The organism is Arthrobacter sp. 9AX (assembly GCF_902506095.1).
Classification (GTDB): domain Bacteria; phylum Actinomycetota; class Actinomycetes; order Actinomycetales; family Micrococcaceae; genus Arthrobacter.
The window spans coordinates 2,140,188-2,155,957 of sequence record NZ_LR733293.1; the positions used below are offsets into that span (position 1 = coordinate 2,140,188).

Genomic DNA, 15,770 nt, shown 5'->3' on the forward strand with positions numbered 1-15,770 from the left:
CCCGCTTCGGTGACTCTTCGTTACATCGCCGGGGTGTCGCATAGGTCACATCCAATTGCTTCCGCGCGGCTTATCCGCCCACCCTTGCAACACATCTTTTTTTCAGCGCTTGTCAGAGCGTGCCCAACGAAGGAGCACCACCTATGACTGACGTTCTTTGGTTTTCGGACCTCGGCCTGACCGATCTCGACCAAGTCGGCGGCAAAAACGCCTCACTCGGCGAAATGGTCCGGAACCTCGCCTCGGCCGGGGTGAAGGTACCCGGCGGTTTCGCCACCACAGCCGACGCCTACCGGCGTTTCCTCAGCGGTACCGGGCTTGATACCCGGATCGAAGGCATACTCGAGGGCCTGGACAGCGGCGATGTGACCGCGCTTGCCCTTGCCGGGAGTCAGATCCGGGACCTGATCCGCAGCACCTCGTTCCCGGCCGGTTTCGAAGAGGAAATCCGGTCCGCTTATGGCCGCTTGACGGACCAGCACGGCGACGACGTGTCCTGGGCGGTCCGTTCCAGCGCTACGGCCGAGGACCTGCCGGATGCTTCCTTCGCCGGGCAGCAGGAAACCTTCCTGAACATCCGGGGCGTGGACAACATCCTGCTCGCCATCAAGGACGTTTTCGCCTCGCTCTACAACGACCGGGCCATCGCCTACCGTGTGCACCACGGTTTCACGCACTCAGAAGTTGCACTCTCGGCCGGCGTCCAGCGGATGGTCCGCTCCGACGTCGGCGCGTCCGGGGTGATGTTCACCATGGACACCGAAACGGGCTTCAACGACGCCGTGTTCATCACCTCCTCCTACGGCCTCGGCGAGGCTGTGGTCCAGGGCGCAGTCAACCCTGACGAGTTCTACGTCCACAAGGCCGCCCTGGCAGCCGGACGGCCGGCGGTGCTCAAGCGCGGCCTGGGCGAAAAAGCGGTCCAGATGACCTACACGGAGTCCCAAGAGGTGGGCCGGACCGTGGACTTCGTTCCCGTGCCGCAGGACCTGCGCCGCCGTTTCAGCCTGACGGACGCAGAAGTCGAGCAGCTGGCCCGCCACGCCGTGGCCATCGAGGCGCACTACGGCCGCCCCATGGACATCGAATGGGGCAAGGACGGCGTGGACGGGGAACTCTACATTCTCCAGGCCCGCCCCGAAACCGTCGAGTCCCGCAAAGCCACCGGCACCATCTCCCGGTACACACTGAACGAGCGCTCGGCTGTCCTGGCCGAGGGTCGTGCCATCGGCCAGCGGATCGGCGCCGGCCAGGTGCGCGTCCTGACCTCGATCGACCAGATGGCATCGTTCCAGGCCGGAGACGTCCTGGTGGCCAACATGACGGACCCGGACTGGGAACCCATCATGAAAAAGGCCGCCGCCATCGTCACGGACCGCGGCGGCCGCACCTGCCACGCAGCCATCATCGCCCGCGAATTGGGCATCCCCGCCGTCGTCGGTACCGGCAACGCTTCCCGGGTCCTGACGGACGGGATCCCGGTCACCGTGTCCTGCGCGGAGGGCGAGGCCGGCCTGGTCTACGAAGGCCTGCTGGACTACACACTGAATGAGACCAGCCTGGACACCATGCCGCCGGCGCCGGTCAAGATCATGATGAACGTGGGCACCCCCGAGCAGGCCTTCAGCTTCGCCCGGCTGCCACACCACGGTGTTGGCCTGGCCCGCCTCGAATTCATCATCAACCGGCAGATCGGCATCCACCCCAACGCCCTGCTGGCGGTGGCGGGCGACATCGAACGCCCGGCCGGTCTTTCGGACTACACCGTGCGCCAGATCCGCGAAAAGACCGCAGCCTACGACGGGCCGCGGGACTACTACGTCCGCCGCCTGGCCGAAGGCATTTCCACGATCGCCGCGGCCTTCGCGCCGGAGCCGGTGATCATCCGGCTCTCGGACTTCAAGTCCAACGAGTACGCCAACCTGCTGGGCGGTCCTGCGTTTGAACCGTCCGAGGAGAACCCGATGATCGGGTACCGGGGCGCGTCCCGGTACCTCTCGGACTCGTTCCGGCAGGCATTCGAGCTGGAGTGCGAAGCCCTGAAATTCGTGCGCAACGACATGGGCCTGTCCAATATCAAGATCATGGTCCCGTTCGTGCGGACCCTGGATGAAGCCCGCGGCGTCACCGGGCTGCTCGCCGCCAACGGGCTGCGCCGGGGCGAGGACGGCCTGGAGATCGTGATGATGTGCGAACTGCCCGCCAACGCCCTGCTCGCCGACGAGTTCCTGGAGTACTTCGACGGCTTCTCCATCGGCTCCAACGACCTGACCCAGCTCACGCTGGGCCTGGACCGGGACTCCGCACTGGTGGCCGAAGGCTTCGACGAACGCAATCCCGCGGTGACCAGGCTCCTGGAAATGGCCATTGCAGCCTGCCGGGCCAAGGGCAAGTACGTCGGGATCTGTGGCCAGGGCCCCAGCGACCACCCGGACTTTGCCGAGTGGCTCCTGGCCCAGGGCATCAGCTCCATCTCGCTGAACCCCGACGCCGTGACCGACACCTGGCTGCGCCTGGCCCGCTCCGGAACGCGCTCAGCGGTCTAAGTGGCGGACGAACACCAGATGGATACCGTGGGGACGGGCAGCTCGTCCGCCCCCACGGTGTTCTTCCTTTCCGACAGCACCGGCATCACCGCCGAAACCCTGGGCAACACCCTGCTCACCCAATTTCCCAGCCGGCACCTGGAGCGCCGGACCATCCCGTTCATCACCACGGTGGAGCAGGCGCACGAGGTAGTGGACGTCATCGACCGGCTCGCCGTGGCCGGGCCCCGGCCGCTCATCTTTTCCACCACCGTGGACAACGACATCCGGGCCGTCCTCGCCCGGAGCCGCGGGCACTTTTTCGACCTGTTCGGCGCCCACATCGGCCAGCTGGAACAGGCCCTCCACGTCCCCGCCAGCGGGCAGCCGGGCCAGGCCCACGGCGTGGGCGACGCCGTCCGCTACCAGTCGCGGATGGCCGCCGTCGAGTATGCGATAGAGCACGACGACGGCCAGTCGCTGCGTGCGCTCGAGCGCGCCGAGCTGATCCTCATCGCCCCGTCGCGCTGCGGGAAAACGCCCACCACCATGTACCTGGCGCTGCAGCACGGCATCCTCGCCGCGAACTTTCCCCTGGTGGAGGAAGACTTCGCCAGCATGTCCCTGCCCAAACCGTTGCTGCCGTTCGTGGACAAGTGTTTCGGGCTCACCTCGCTGCCCGTCAGGCTGAGCCAGATTCGCCAGGAACGCAGGCCCGGCAGCGATTACGCCTCGCTCGGCCAGTGCACCTTCGAACTGCGCAACGCCGAGGACATGTACAGGGTCAACCAGGTGCCCTACGTGAACTCGGCGTCAATGTCGGTGGAGGAAATCTCCGCCACCGTCCTGCAACGGATGCAACTGCACCACTGACCCTGCCGCGGTCCTACCCCTGGGAGTGCGTCCGCACGTCCGGGCTGATCTCGGCAAGGTGGCCCAGGTTCCTCGAGACGGCACGTGCCGTAGCGCGGACCGCCGGGGCCAGCACGTTGGGCGGCGTTGAACCGTCCGGCACCACGATGGACAATGCGGCCACCACCGAGCCCTGCGCGTCGAAGATGGGCGACGCGACGGACACCGTCTTCGAGGGCGCCGAGCGGCGGATCATGGCAATCCCGGTCCGCCGCACATCGGACAGGGTCCGGCGCAGCTGGCCCTCGGGCATGTGCTCCACCCCGGGCTCGTTCTCGGGCGGCTTCCGGAGCGTGGCCTCCTGGAACTGCTGGTCCGCGCCCGCCAGGAGCACCAGTCCGACGGCGGTGCTCCGCAGCGGCGCGCGTCCGCCCACCCTGTATGCCACTTCCGTTGCATCCTTCGAGGACAGCCGCTCGATCAGCACCGCCTCCTCATTGTCCCGGACCGCCAGCAGCACATGGTGCCGGGTCACCTCGAACAGGTCCTCAAGGTAGGGCAACGCGATCTCGCGCACCCCGTGGCCGCGCGGCGACAGGGACGCCACCTCCCACAAACGGACCCCCACCACATACCTGCCGTCGTCGAGCCGCTCCAGCGCACCCCACGCCACCAGCCGCGCGATCAGGCGCAGCGCAGTGGGCGCGGGCATCCCGGCATGGCGGGCCAGTTCCGAGAGGGTCAGCGCACGACGGCGGTCGGAGAAGACTGCGAGCAGGCTCAGCGCCCGGTCAATCACCGGTTCGCCCTGCTTGGGTCGCTTCCCGCGGGCAGGAGTGGGGTCGGTGTCCGGAGGGACAGTCATGGCTTTTGGGTCCTTGCGCTGTTGGAGGTCCGGACCAAGGTCCGTGAGCTGGAACACAATACCATTCCAACCAATGAAAGATGCCTGTGGAGGGCCACCTGCCGGAAACGAAGCTGGAAACCCAGCTGTCCCACGTTCAGGAGCTTCCCGCATGACCTCCACCAGTCTCGACGCCGCCGTCGAGGAAACCCTCCTGGCCCCGGCCGCGCCCAGCCGGCTCCGCGTCGAACACCTCCGCGAAGCGATAGGCATCACCAACGTCCAACCCCGCCTCAGCTGGACCCCCGGTGGAGCGCAGACAGCGTACCGGATCACCGCGACCACCGGCTGGGACACCGGCCGGGTGGATTCCGGGCAGCACGTCCTGGTGCCATACCCCGGCCCGGCGCTGGAATCCCGGGCCCGTTTCGAGTGGCGGGTCCGGACGTGGACCACGGATTCCGACGGCACCGAAATTGAGAGTGCATGGTCTGAACCGATGCCCGTGGAGCTGGGACTCCTGCACCCCTCCGACTGGACCGCGCAGTGGATCGGCCCGGCGGAACCCGACATTCCGGCCCCGGGAGAGCGCCCCGGCTACGCCCTGTCTAGGACCTTTACCATGGACTCCGTCCCGGAGAGCGCACGGGCCTATGCCACCGCCCACGGCCTCTATGAACTGTTCCTCAACGGACAACGCGTGGGGGACCAGCAGCTCACGCCCGGCTCCACCAGCTACAACACCACCCTCCAGGTCCAGGCCTACGACGTCACCGCGCTGCTGCGCCCCGGTGCCAACACCATCCGGGCCGTCCTCACCGACGGCTGGTACCGCGGAACCTTCGGGTACACGCGCGACGCCGACATGTACGGCACGCACACCGCGTTCCTTGCGCAGGTGGAGATCCAGTCCGGTAACAGCAGGACGGTCATCGGCACCGATGAGTCCTGGCTGGTGTCCGCAACGGAGATCGTCAGCGCGGACCTGATGGCGGGACAGCGCGTGGACTTCCGGCGCGGGCGCCGCGAGGCACCCACCGACGCCGCGGCCCCGGTCCCGGGTGCCGCCGTCGTGCGTGAAGGAAGCTACGAAACGCTGACCGGGCCAGTGGCGCCGCCCACCCGCATCGTGGAAGAACTCGCGCCGGTAGCCATCACCCGCCTCGCCAGTGGGCACCAGGTGGTGGACTTTGGCCAGAACATCCACGGCTGGGCGCGGCTCAGCCGGCTGGGCGCGCCGGGGGAGCCGGTCAGCCTGACGTATGGCGAGGCGCTGGACGCCAACGGCGACGTCATGCAGGAGCATCTGCGCCCGCACGATTTCAAGCGGCCGGGCCAGTTCCTGTCCGCCGGGCAGGTTGATGAAGTGACGGCGTCGGGTGCTCCAGGGGAGGTGTTCGAGCCGCGGCACACCACCCACGGCTTCCGGTACGTGTCGGTCCAGGAACTCGCCGCGGACCTGGCGGCCGGGGACATCACCGCCTGCCTGGTCCAGACCGACCTGGAACCCCTGGGCACCTTTACCTGCAGCAATGAACGCCTGACCAAGCTCCACGAGATCGTACGGTGGAGCTTTCGGGACAATGCCTGCGAGGTCCCCACCGACTGCCCGCAGCGGGAGAAGGCCGGCTGGACGGGGGACTGGCAGCTGTTCGTCCCCACGGCGGCGTACCTCTATGACGTGGCGGGTTTTTCGCGGAAGTGGCTGAACGACGTCCGCGCCGACCAGTGGGAGAACGGCGTGGTTGCCAACATTTCGCCCTCACCCGGCCCTGAGGTGACATCCGCTGACTTCATGGCCTTCGTGAACGGCTCGGCGGGCTGGGGCGATGCGATCGTGATGGTGCCGTGGGAGGTGTACCTTGCCACCGGCGATACAGCCGTGCTCGCCGAGAACTGGGAGGCGATGAAGCGCTGGCTCGGCTTTGTCAGGAGTGCAGCGGAGGGCAAACGGCACCCTGACCGCGCCGCCGCCAACCCTGTTCCCGCGGCGCACGAACAGTACCTCTGGGACACCGGCTTCCACTGGGGCGAATGGATGGAGCCGGACGGACCGGAACCGGACCTGTTCGCCGCCCGCTCCGCCGACCACGGGATAGTGGCCACCGCCTACTACCGGAACACCACCGCGCTGATGGCGAAAACTGCGCTGGTCCTGGGCCACGCGGATGAGGCTGATGCGCTCGCTGAACTCTCGGACAACGTCCGGCACGCGTGGGAAGCGGAATACCTCGATTCCACCGGGCGCGTTACCCGGCCCAGCCAGGCCAACTGCGTCCGGGCGCTCGCCTTTGACCTGGTCAGCGCCGGGCGTCGCGCTGACGTCACGGCCCAGCTGGTTTCGCTGATCAGGGCCGCCGGCACGCACGTGGGAACCGGCTTCCTCGCTACGCCCTACCTGCTGCCGGTCCTCGCCGACAACGGCGAACTGGACCTGGCCTACGAGCTGCTGATGCAGGACACGGAACCCTCCTGGCTGGTGATGGTGGACCGCGGCGCCACCACCATGTGGGAGCTCTGGAACGGCATTGACGCTAGCGGCGCCCCGCACCAGTCGCTCAACCACTACAGCAAGGGCGCCGTGGTGTCCTTCCTCCACCGCTACACCGCCGGGCTCCGGCAGGCAACGGGCAGCGCCGGATACGAACGGATCATCATCGAACCGCGCCCCGGCGCCGGGCTGACCTCCGCGGCCACCTCGCATCAGGGCCCGCAGGGCCTGATTGAGGTGCAGTGGACAACGGACGACGGCGGGCTGCAGCTCCGTGCCGCCGTCCCGGCCGGGACCATCGCCGAAGTCCGGCTCCCCGGCCGGCTTCCCGCCGTCGTCGGGCCCGGAACCCATCACTTCACCGCCCCCGCCGGCGGCACCGCCCCGGCACATCCCCAGCCAGCAAGGAGCGCACGATGAGTGTCAACGAAGCCACCGAGGTCCAGCACGCCGAACCTTTTGATACTGCCCGCCCCGGTGGTGTGGAAATCCCGCCGTTCCCCGTGTTCGATGCCCCGGGTATTCCGGAAAACGTCTCCGACGGGTCGGCGGTGCACCGCGAAATCACGTACGCGCGCGCCATCGGCTTCCGGCCGCTCAAGATGGACATCTGGCTGCCGCGCGCGGCCGCAGCTCCGGTGCCGCTGGTGGTCTGGATCCATGGCGGCGCCTTCCAGCTCGGTGACCGCCGCGAACTGCCGCCCACGTTTACGCCGGACTCGGTATTCCGGCTGCTGAACGAGGCCGGGATTGCTTGCGCCACGGTTGACTACCGGCACTCACTGGAAGCGCCGTTCCCCGCCCAGCTGCACGATCTGAAGGCGGCCGTCCGGTACCTGCGGGAATTCGCCGGGGACCTCGGCGTCGATCCCGAACGGTTCGGAGCCTGGGGCGAATCCGCCGGCGGCCACCTCGCGGCACTGCTGGGACTCACGGGAAACCGGAAGGACCTGCACGGCGGCCTTGGTGCGCAGGGGCACCCCGGCGGCGTCAGCGTCGTCGTCGACTTTTATGGTGTCTCCTCGCTGGTGGACATCCCGCCGATGGATACCCCGGCAGGCCTGTTCCCGCCGGCGCTGACCGCTGCGGTTCCCGCCGGGATGCCGCTTCAGCCGGAATACATGCTGGTGGGCGGCTCGGATGATCCCGCGCTCCTGGCCGCGGCCAGTCCCGTCAGCTACGTAACCCCGGACGCGCCGCCGTTCCTGCTGATCCACGGGGACAGCGACAACCTGGTGCCGCACGCGCAAAGCGACCTGTTGGCCGCCGCGCTCGCGGACGCCGGAGTGGAGCATCAGGTGGTCACCATCCAAGGCGGGGATCACTGCTTCTTTGGGGCCGAGGACCAGCTGGACGCCATCCTCGCGGCCGCCGTGGGCTTCTTCGCGGCGAAGCTGGGCCGGCCATGACCGCCCGGGAATCCTCCATCCCCGTGGACGAGCCGACGCTGGCGCCCGATGCGGGTTTCGCCCAGTACCTGGCGGCACCGGAAGGCCCGGAAACCCTGCCGGGCAAGGTGGGTCCCGACGTGCCCATCCGCACCGTTTCGGCGGAAGGTGGGCGCGGACCGGTAGACATCCGGATCTATGGGAAGCCTTCGACGGCCGCGCCGGCGCTGGTGTGGCTTCATGGCGGCGGTTTTGTCAGCGGCGGCCTGGACATGCCCGAATCCGACTACCTGGGCCGGGTGCTGGCAGCCTCAGGGATTCCGGTGCTGTCCGTCGATTACCGGCTGGCCCGCGACGCAGTGCACTTCCCGGTTCCCCATGAGGATGCGCTGGCGGCCTGGTCCTGGGTGCGCCGAAACGCCGCCGGGCTGGGGCTGGATCCGGAACTCCTGTGCCTGGGCGGCGCGGGCGCGGGCGGAAACCTTGCCGTGGGCGCGGCGCTGTACCTGACCGACGCCGGCAAGCCGCTTCCCGCGAAGCTCCTGCTGGCCTACCCCTTCCTTCATGCGGAGTTACCGCCGCCCGCGGGTGGGCTGGACGAGGCCGTGATGGAAACCCTGCCCCGGCACCTTCGCTTCACGCTCGAGGACTGCGTGCGGAGTGCCGAGAACTATGTGGGCGGTCCCGTGAGCATGGCGTCGTCCTATGCCATGCCCGGGTACGCCGACCCGTCCGGGCTGCCGCCGACCGCCATCGTGGCCTGCGAGTACGACGACGTGCGCGGGTCTTCGGAGCTCTTCGCCGCCAACCTGGAGCAGGCCGGCGTCCCGGTGTCCTTTTTCCTGGCACGCGGTGCCGTACACGGCCACCTCAACCACGCGGCGGGCAGCCCGGAGGCACAGCCGGTTTTGGACTTCCTGGCGAAGGAACTGGCGTCTGCGAAGCCGCAGTAGCAGTCCCGCGCGGGGAGGGGCTGGGGCCTATCCCACAGCCTGATCCGGCGCGGCGGGCGGAACGTTGCCAGCGCCATGGCTGCTTGACCAGATCTGGCTCATCTCCTCGGTGGACTGCTCCACGATTCTGCTCATGGCGGCATGGGCCGCGGCGGCTTCACCGCGCTGGATCGCGCTGGCCACGTCCACGTGCAGCTGCAAGGCCTCGTGATGCGGGAGGTGCGGCGTCAGTCCATGCTGTGTGCGCCCTGTCAGGACCTCGGTGACGAGGTTCGTCAACTGGGCGAACATGGCGTTGCCCGAAGCCCGGAGCACCGCCGAGTGGAACTCCACATCGAGCCGGAGGAACTCTTCCTCGTCGCCGCGTTGGCCGGCGGCCCACAGTTTTGCCGCAAGGGCCACCAGTTCGCTGCCCGCATCCCACCCCACCCGGCCGGCGGCCAAGCGCGCCGCCTGCGGTTCAATGGCTCCGCGGAGTTCGTTGAGCGACTGCAGCTGCTCAAGCCGGCGCGACGAGGCCAGCCGCCACCGGATCACTTCGGGGTCGTAGAGGTTCCAGGCTTCTTCAGGCTGGATCACGGTGCCAAACCGGCGCCGGGATTCCAGCATGCCTTTGGACGACAGCACCCGTGCCGCCTCGCGTACCACGGACCGGGACACGTTCTGCTGTGTCTCAAGCTCATCCAGGCGCAGGATGGAGTTCGGTGCGAGCCGCCCGTCGGCAATGGCCAGGCCAAGGTTTTGTACCAGAGCCGCATGCCTGTCCGTCGGAGAGGCCGCCTTCGGAATTCTCATTTCTAAATCATACTGCTGGCCCAAAAGGGGTTGTCTAAGTCTGACTTATAAGCCTATGCTCACATCCAGAGCAGACGTAAAGAGGCGTCTGCGTCCCGACAGGCCGGATCAGGCCAGTTCATGGATCAAGGGAGTCGTAATGAAGCGACGTGCAGTTATGAAGTACGCGGCAGTAGCCGCGGCGCTTTCGCTCGGGCTGAGCGCCTGCAGCGGTGGCGGTGGCAGCAATGATGCCAAGGAATCAGGAACCGTCCGGGTCACCCTGGCCAACCACGTGTGGACCGAAGGCATCAAGGCCGCCATTCCGGAATTCGAGCAGTCCAGCGGGCTGAAGGTGGAACTCACCCAGCTCGGCGAAGACCAACTCTCGGACCAGTACAACGTCAAGCTCAATGCTGGAAGCGATGAGATCGACGTGATGATGTACCGGCCGCTCCAGGAGGGCAAGGCTTTCGCGAAGAATGGCTACTTGGCGGACCTCACGGAAAAGGTCTCCTCGGATTCCGGTTGGGACTGGAAGGATTACCAGGAGGGCCCGGTCAAGGCAACAACCGTTGACGACAAGGTTGTGGGCGTCCCGATCATCACCGAGCGCGAAGTCCTCTACTACCGCAAGGACCTGCTCCAGGCAGCCGGCCTCCAGGTTCCCAAGACCATGGAGGAGCTTGAAGCGGCAGCCAAAACCATCAAGGCAGCCAACCCCGATGTAGCAGGGTTCGTTGCCCGCACGGGCAAATCCGCGGCTGTCACCCAGTTCTCCAGCTTCCTGTACAGCTTCGGAGGCGACTTCACCGATTCCAGCGGCAAGTCCGCCGTGAACTCGGACGCGGCCAAGAAGGCCTACGGCTACTACGGCGGCCTGATCAAGAATTACGGCCCCGCTAACGTGAGCACTGATATGAGCTGGCCTGAAGCGATGGCCATCTTCACCCAGGGCAAGGCTGCCTTCTACACCGAGGCCGACTCGCTGTACAAGAACGCCACTGACCCTGCCAAGTCCAAAGTGGCGGACACCGTTGGATTCGCCCCGCTGCCGGCAGGTCCCGCCGGTTCCAAGCCCTACAACATCCCGTCCTGGGGCCTGGCCGTGAACCAGGCTTCCAGCAACCAGGACAACGCCTGGAAGTTCATCCAGTGGGCCACCAGCAAGGAACGCACGCTCGCAGCACAGAAGGCCGGCGTCCCCGGTCCCCGCGCTTCGGTATGGGCCAACGCCGAAGGAACCTCCACCTACCCCAAGGACCTCGCCGAGGCCATCTCCGTCAGCGCCAAGAACGGTGTGGGCCATGATCGCCCGCAAGTTGTCACCGTGGGCAAGGCACGCGAAATCGTGGGCGAGCCCATCGTCGCCAGCATCACCGGCGCCGATGCTTCCGCTGCGGCCGATTCCGCGCATGACGCCTTCCAGAAGTTCCTGGACAGCGAAAAGAAGTAGCAGTCCCGGGCTTCATCCCAGGTTGCGCGCCAGGGCCCGGCGGGACGGCATGTGCCGTCCCGCCGGGCACCGCTCCTATCTCACCCCAACGCTTAGGTGAACCATGTCTGTAACAAACGCTCCCGGCAGCGCCCCGGCGCGAAGCGCCGGCCGACCTCCGAGCATGGGCGGTAACTTCTCCGCCTGGTCAAACCGGCACCGCAAATGGCTGTTTGCCGCCCCTGCGATGATCTTCGTCGGGGTCCTGATTGTCTTCCCGCTGGCTTGGACCCTGTACCTGAGTCTGANAGGAAGAAGCCAACGAGATCGGCTTCCTCGGCGTCATGAGTGGCCCGCTGGTGCGGTCCTCCTACCGGGCCGGCCGGCTCTGGGCCACCGCGATGCGCAAGAAGGGCCGCGACATCCCCGCCGAACTGGCCCACATCGCCGACGGCATCCAGGACTCCGGCACCACCCGCCAGGAAGCCAGCTCACTGCTCGCAGCCACGGCCTGATTTGGAATAACCACGACTGATGCATAGACAGGACCAATGATGTTCCCCATCAGAATCGAAATCATCCCAGCGCAGGGGATTGTTGAGCAGGTCCAGGCCCTGGTGCCCAAGACCACCACGCTCAGCGTCACCTGCCTGCCGCACCACGGCATCGAACGGACCATGCGCACCGCGGTGGAACTGAGTGACGCCGGCTACACAGTGGTCCCGCACCTGGCCGCGCGGAGCATCCGCAGCCGCGCCGAGCTCACCGAGATTGTCCGCGGCTGCGACGCCGCGGGTATCCGCGAAGTTTTCGTTATTGGGGGTGACCGGAAGCAGCAAGTCGGGGCCTACGGCTCGGCGCTTCCGGTCCTCGAAGACATCGCCCAGTACACCGGCGGGACCATGCGGGCCGGCGTGGCAGGCTACCCGGAGGGCCACCCTTCGATCAGTCCGGTGGACCTGCTGGACGGACTGCTGGCCAAGCAGCACCTGGCCTCGCACGTGGTTACGCAGATGTGCTTCGCTGCGGAAAAAATCCAGGACTTTGCGGCGCTCCTGCGCCGCGAAGGCGTCCACCTGCCCGTCTGGGCGGGGGTGGCGGGGTCCGTCCCGCGGACCAAGCTGGTGGCACTCGGCGCGCAGATCGGCGTCGGAAGTTCCCTCAAGTTCCTCAGCAGGAAGGGCCCGCTGGCCCGCAAGCTCCTGAGCGGGGACCGCTATTCGCCGGACAGCCTGATCACCGGGCTGGAAAACCGCCCCGGCAGCATCGCCGGCATCCACCTCTACAGCTTTAACAGCCTTGATTCCGTGCCCACGGGGCCGGACCAGGCAACCACTTCAGCACTCCAGAAAGCATTGACCCAAGGAGCAGCACGTGACAACTAACCCCGTAAGCCACCAGGAGCCGCATCTCGAGCGGCAGCTATCTAACCGGCACATCCAGCTGATCGCTATTGGCGGCGCCATCGGCACGGGCCTGTTTATGGGCTCGGGCAAAACCATCTCCGCGGCCGGACCGTCCGTCATCTTCGTCTACATGATCATCGGCTTCATGCTGTTTTTCGTGATGCGGGCCATGGGCGAACTGCTGCTGAGCAACCTGAACTACAAATCCTTCAGTGACTTCGCGGCAGACCTTTTAGGCCCCTGGGCGGGTTTCTTCACCGGCTGGACCTACTGGTTCTGCTGGGTGATCACCGGCATCGCGGACGTCATCGCCATCGCCGGCTACTCCAAGGAACTCTGGCCGGGGCTGCCCTTATGGATCCCGGGCCTGGCCACCGTGGCCATCCTGTTGTTCCTGAACCTGGTGACAGTGAAGGCGTTCGGCGAGACCGAGTTCTGGTTCGCGTTGATCAAGATCATCGCCATCGCGGCGCTGATCATCGTGGGCATGTTCATGATCTTCACCGGTTTCCAGTCCGACGCCGGCCCTGCCACCTTCACGAACCTGTGGAGCCACGGCGGGTTCTTCCCGAACGAGTTCATGGGTTTTGTGGCCGGCTTCCAGATCGCGGTGTTCGCGTTTGTGGGCATCGAGCTGGTGGGTACCACCGCGGCCGAGGCGAAGGACCCGGAGAAGAACCTGCCCAAGGCCATCAACTCCATCCCCATCCGCGTGCTGCTCTTCTACGTGGGCGCCCTGATCATCCTGATGTCGGTCACCCCGTGGACCCAGTTCCAGGCCGGCCACAGCCCGTTCATCGCCATGTTCTCCCTGGCCGGCCTCGGTGCCGCGGCCACCGTGGTGAACCTGGTGGTGCTCAGCTCGGCCATGTCCTCGGCCAACTCGGGCATCTACTCCACCTCCCGCATGGTCTACGGACTGGCTCAGGAGGGCGACGCACCGTCGGTCTTCCGGAACCTGTCCACCCGCAAGGTCCCGCAGAACGCCCTGTTCCTCTCCTGCGTCCTGCTGCTCTCCGGCGTGGTGCTGATGTACGCGGGCCAGGACATCGGCAGGGCATTCGACATGGTGACCACAGTGTCCGCCGTCTGCTTCGTGTTCGTCTGGTCCATTATCCTGGCCAGCTACCTCGCATTCCGCCGCCGCCGGGCCCACCTGCACGAGGCGTCCAAGTACCGGATGCCCGGCGGGATCCCGATGGTGTGGGTGGTGTTCGCGTTCTTCGCCTTCGTCCTCTGGGCGCTGACCACGCAGCCGGACACCCTGCTGGCGCTCCTGGTTACGCCGGTCTGGTTCCTGGTCCTCGGCGCCGCCTGGCTGGTGCTCCGCCGCCGGCCTGCCCACTTGGCCCGCCACGAGACGTTCAAGTCCGAGCTTGCACAGGACCTGGACACCGAGGCGTCCGCCATCGGCCGGGACCTGGATGGTGCGTTGAAAGAGGGGGCGAAGAAATGAGCATCGCCCTCGCAGTACCAGCCCCGGCGGCAAGCGCCACAGCCGCGGACCCTGCCGCCATCGAGCATGTCCTGACGGTTGACTGCGCGGAGTCCCCGGGTATTGTCCATGCAGTGTCGGCGTTCCTGCTGGAGCACGGCTGCGACATCGTGGACATCAAGCAGTACGGGGACAAGGCGCAGGGGCACTTCTTTATGCGCGTGCACTTCGCGTCCGGGCCGTCCGGGCCGGATGCGCAGCCGGTCACCACCGAGGACCTGCGCCGGAACTTCGGGCCTGTGGGGGAGAAGTGGCAAATGAACTGGCAGCTTGAGCCGCAGGGCCGGAAACGGCGCGTGCTTGTGATGGTGTCCAAGATGGGCCACTGCCTCAACGACCTGCTGTTCCGGGCACGGACGGGCGATATACCGGTAGAGATCGTCGCCGTCGTCTCCAACCACCGCGACCAGGAAGGCTTGGTCCAGTGGCACGGCATCCCGTTCTTCCATGTGCCGGTCACTGCCGTCACGAAGCCCGACGCCGAGGCCCGGCTTCTGGAATTGGTGGACCAACTCGACGTGGAACTCGTGGTCCTGGCCCGTTACATGCAGGTGCTCAGTGACGAACTTTCCGCACAGCTGGCGGGCAAGACCATCAATATCCACCACTCCTTCCTGCCCAGCTTCAAGGGCGCGAAGCCGTACCACCAAGCCTACGAACGCGGCGTGAAGACTGTGGGTGCCACCGCCCATTACGTCAACGCGGAACTGGATGAGGGGCCGATCATCTCGCAGCAGGTCATCGAGGTGGACCACACGTATACTGCCGACGACCTGGTGGCTGTGGGGCGGGACGCGGAATGCGTTGCCCTCAGGAACGCTGTCCGGTGGCATTGCGAGGGGCGGATCCTGCTGCTGGGCAACCGCACGGTTATCCTGCGGTAGGCGCGAATGGAACCGAACGCAGCGCACAGCTGGCGGCGGGTGTCCTGGAACGCCCTGCCGCCGGGGCAGTGGGTGCGGCTTTCACGCGACGGGCAGCACATCGGCGTCGGCGTGGTGGACGGCACCACCCCTGACGGCTCCATCCTCTGGGTGGTGATGGACGGCTGGTCCGAGCGCCGGATGTTCCACCGCCAGGACTTCGTCCAGGTGGAGGTCGCAGGGCAGGCGCGGTAACGGGAAGCGGACGACGGCGGGAGGACCCGGCGTCGTCCGCTTTCCTTGGTGCCGTTCCCGGCATTGACCACCCGCCGCCGAGCGGCAACGATGAGGTATGACTGACTCAGCTGGTACCGGTGCCCCCTTCAACGACGACGGCGCGGAGGTGGTTGACGGCGTGGAGACGGCGGAAAGCATCGCCGAAGACGTCAAGGACGAGATCCGCCTGGGCCATGTGCAGGACGACGTAAGCCACGTTCTGGAGGAGCGTTTCGAGGAGGCCGGAATCGACCTGCGGCCCGAAGCCGTGGACGACCTCGCCGAGGAAATCGAGAGGGACGCATCCAGTTAGGGTGCCACGCCCGGCCTTCAAGGTGGCCTAAGCTTCCTTTATGGGACTCATCATCACACTACTTATCATCTGACTTGTTCTGTCGGTCCTGGGCTTCGTCATCAAAGGGCTGTTGTGGCTGGCGTTCCTTGGCCTGATCCTGTTTGTGGCCACCG

13 protein-coding genes and 1 pseudogene are annotated in these 15,770 nt (G+C 66.6%); 12 read left to right on the forward strand and 2 right to left on the reverse strand.

Annotated features, from left to right (window positions below):
* Window positions 1-143: 143 nt before the first annotated feature.
* A complete protein-coding gene (ppsA, locus tag BACI348_RS09790; RefSeq protein ID WP_159825339.1) occupies window positions 144-2,546 on the forward strand; it encodes a phosphoenolpyruvate synthase in 2,403 nt (800 codons plus the stop codon).
* Between the two features lie 18 nt (window positions 2,547-2,564).
* The gene (locus BACI348_RS09795; RefSeq protein ID WP_159829978.1) at window positions 2,565-3,398 is read left to right on the forward strand and encodes a pyruvate, water dikinase regulatory protein; all 834 of its coding nucleotides are present in this window, start codon (window positions 2,565-2,567) and stop codon (window positions 3,396-3,398) included.
* A gap of 13 nt (window positions 3,399-3,411) precedes the next feature.
* Here BACI348_RS09795 and BACI348_RS09800 read toward each other — a convergent pair whose 3' ends face one another.
* Window positions 3,412-4,242, reverse strand: a complete 831-nt coding sequence (locus BACI348_RS09800) for an IclR family transcriptional regulator (RefSeq protein ID WP_159825340.1) — start codon at window positions 4,240-4,242, stop codon at window positions 3,412-3,414.
* Window positions 4,243-4,393: 151 nt separating this feature from the next.
* On the opposite strand from BACI348_RS09800, the gene BACI348_RS09805 reads away from it, so the two are divergent.
* From BACI348_RS09805 to BACI348_RS09815, 3 genes are read left to right on the forward strand one after another with little or no spacing between them, the layout of a single operon-like run.
* Window positions 4,394-7,132: an alpha-L-rhamnosidase gene (locus tag BACI348_RS09805; RefSeq protein ID WP_159825341.1), complete on the forward strand. Its 2,739-nt coding sequence runs from the start codon at window positions 4,394-4,396 to the stop codon at window positions 7,130-7,132.
* Window positions 7,129-8,121 (forward strand): alpha/beta hydrolase, encoded by a 993-nt coding sequence (locus tag BACI348_RS09810; RefSeq protein WP_159825342.1) that lies wholly within the window; start codon window positions 7,129-7,131, stop codon window positions 8,119-8,121. The genes BACI348_RS09805 and BACI348_RS09810 overlap by 4 nt, the downstream gene beginning before the upstream one ends.
* The gene (locus BACI348_RS09815) at window positions 8,118-9,053 is read left to right on the forward strand and encodes an alpha/beta hydrolase (protein ID WP_159825343.1); all 936 of its coding nucleotides are present in this window, start codon (window positions 8,118-8,120) and stop codon (window positions 9,051-9,053) included. The genes BACI348_RS09810 and BACI348_RS09815 overlap by 4 nt, the downstream gene beginning before the upstream one ends.
* Window positions 9,054-9,080: 27 nt before the next feature.
* Here BACI348_RS09815 and BACI348_RS09820 read toward each other — a convergent pair whose 3' ends face one another.
* Entirely contained in the window at window positions 9,081-9,848 is a 768-nt protein-coding gene (locus BACI348_RS09820; protein ID WP_159825344.1) for a FadR/GntR family transcriptional regulator, read from the reverse strand.
* Between the two features lie 139 nt (window positions 9,849-9,987).
* Between BACI348_RS09820 and BACI348_RS09825 the strand changes: the two genes are divergently transcribed.
* The 7 genes and pseudogenes from BACI348_RS09825 (at window position 9,988) to BACI348_RS09855 (ending at window position 15,615) form a co-directional block, all read left to right on the forward strand.
* The gene (locus BACI348_RS09825; protein ID WP_159825345.1) at window positions 9,988-11,283 is read left to right on the forward strand and encodes an ABC transporter substrate-binding protein; all 1,296 of its coding nucleotides are present in this window, start codon (window positions 9,988-9,990) and stop codon (window positions 11,281-11,283) included.
* A gap of 288 nt (window positions 11,284-11,571) precedes the next feature.
* Window positions 11,572-11,777 (forward strand): annotated as a pseudogene (locus tag BACI348_RS09830) (lipoyl synthase); the annotation flags it as partial.
* A 36-nt stretch (window positions 11,778-11,813) separates the two neighbouring features.
* Window positions 11,814-12,647 carry a methylenetetrahydrofolate reductase gene (locus BACI348_RS09835; protein WP_159825346.1) on the forward strand — a complete coding sequence of 278 codons (834 nt, stop codon included), beginning with the start codon at window positions 11,814-11,816 and terminating at the stop codon, window positions 12,645-12,647.
* Window positions 12,637-14,124, forward strand: coding sequence for a D-serine/D-alanine/glycine transporter (gene cycA / locus BACI348_RS09840; RefSeq protein ID WP_159825347.1), 1,488 nt, complete (start codon window positions 12,637-12,639; stop codon window positions 14,122-14,124). The genes BACI348_RS09835 and cycA overlap by 11 nt, the downstream gene beginning before the upstream one ends.
* The gene (purU, locus tag BACI348_RS09845) at window positions 14,121-15,047 is read left to right on the forward strand and encodes a formyltetrahydrofolate deformylase (protein WP_159825349.1); all 927 of its coding nucleotides are present in this window, start codon (window positions 14,121-14,123) and stop codon (window positions 15,045-15,047) included. Before cycA ends, purU begins: the two co-directional genes overlap by 4 nt.
* Before the next feature lie 6 nt (window positions 15,048-15,053).
* Window positions 15,054-15,281, forward strand: a complete 228-nt coding sequence (locus BACI348_RS09850; protein WP_159825351.1) for a hypothetical protein — start codon at window positions 15,054-15,056, stop codon at window positions 15,279-15,281.
* A gap of 97 nt (window positions 15,282-15,378) precedes the next feature.
* A complete protein-coding gene (locus BACI348_RS09855) occupies window positions 15,379-15,615 on the forward strand; it encodes a hypothetical protein (protein ID WP_159825353.1) in 237 nt (78 codons plus the stop codon).
* Window positions 15,616-15,770 lie beyond the last annotated feature (155 nt).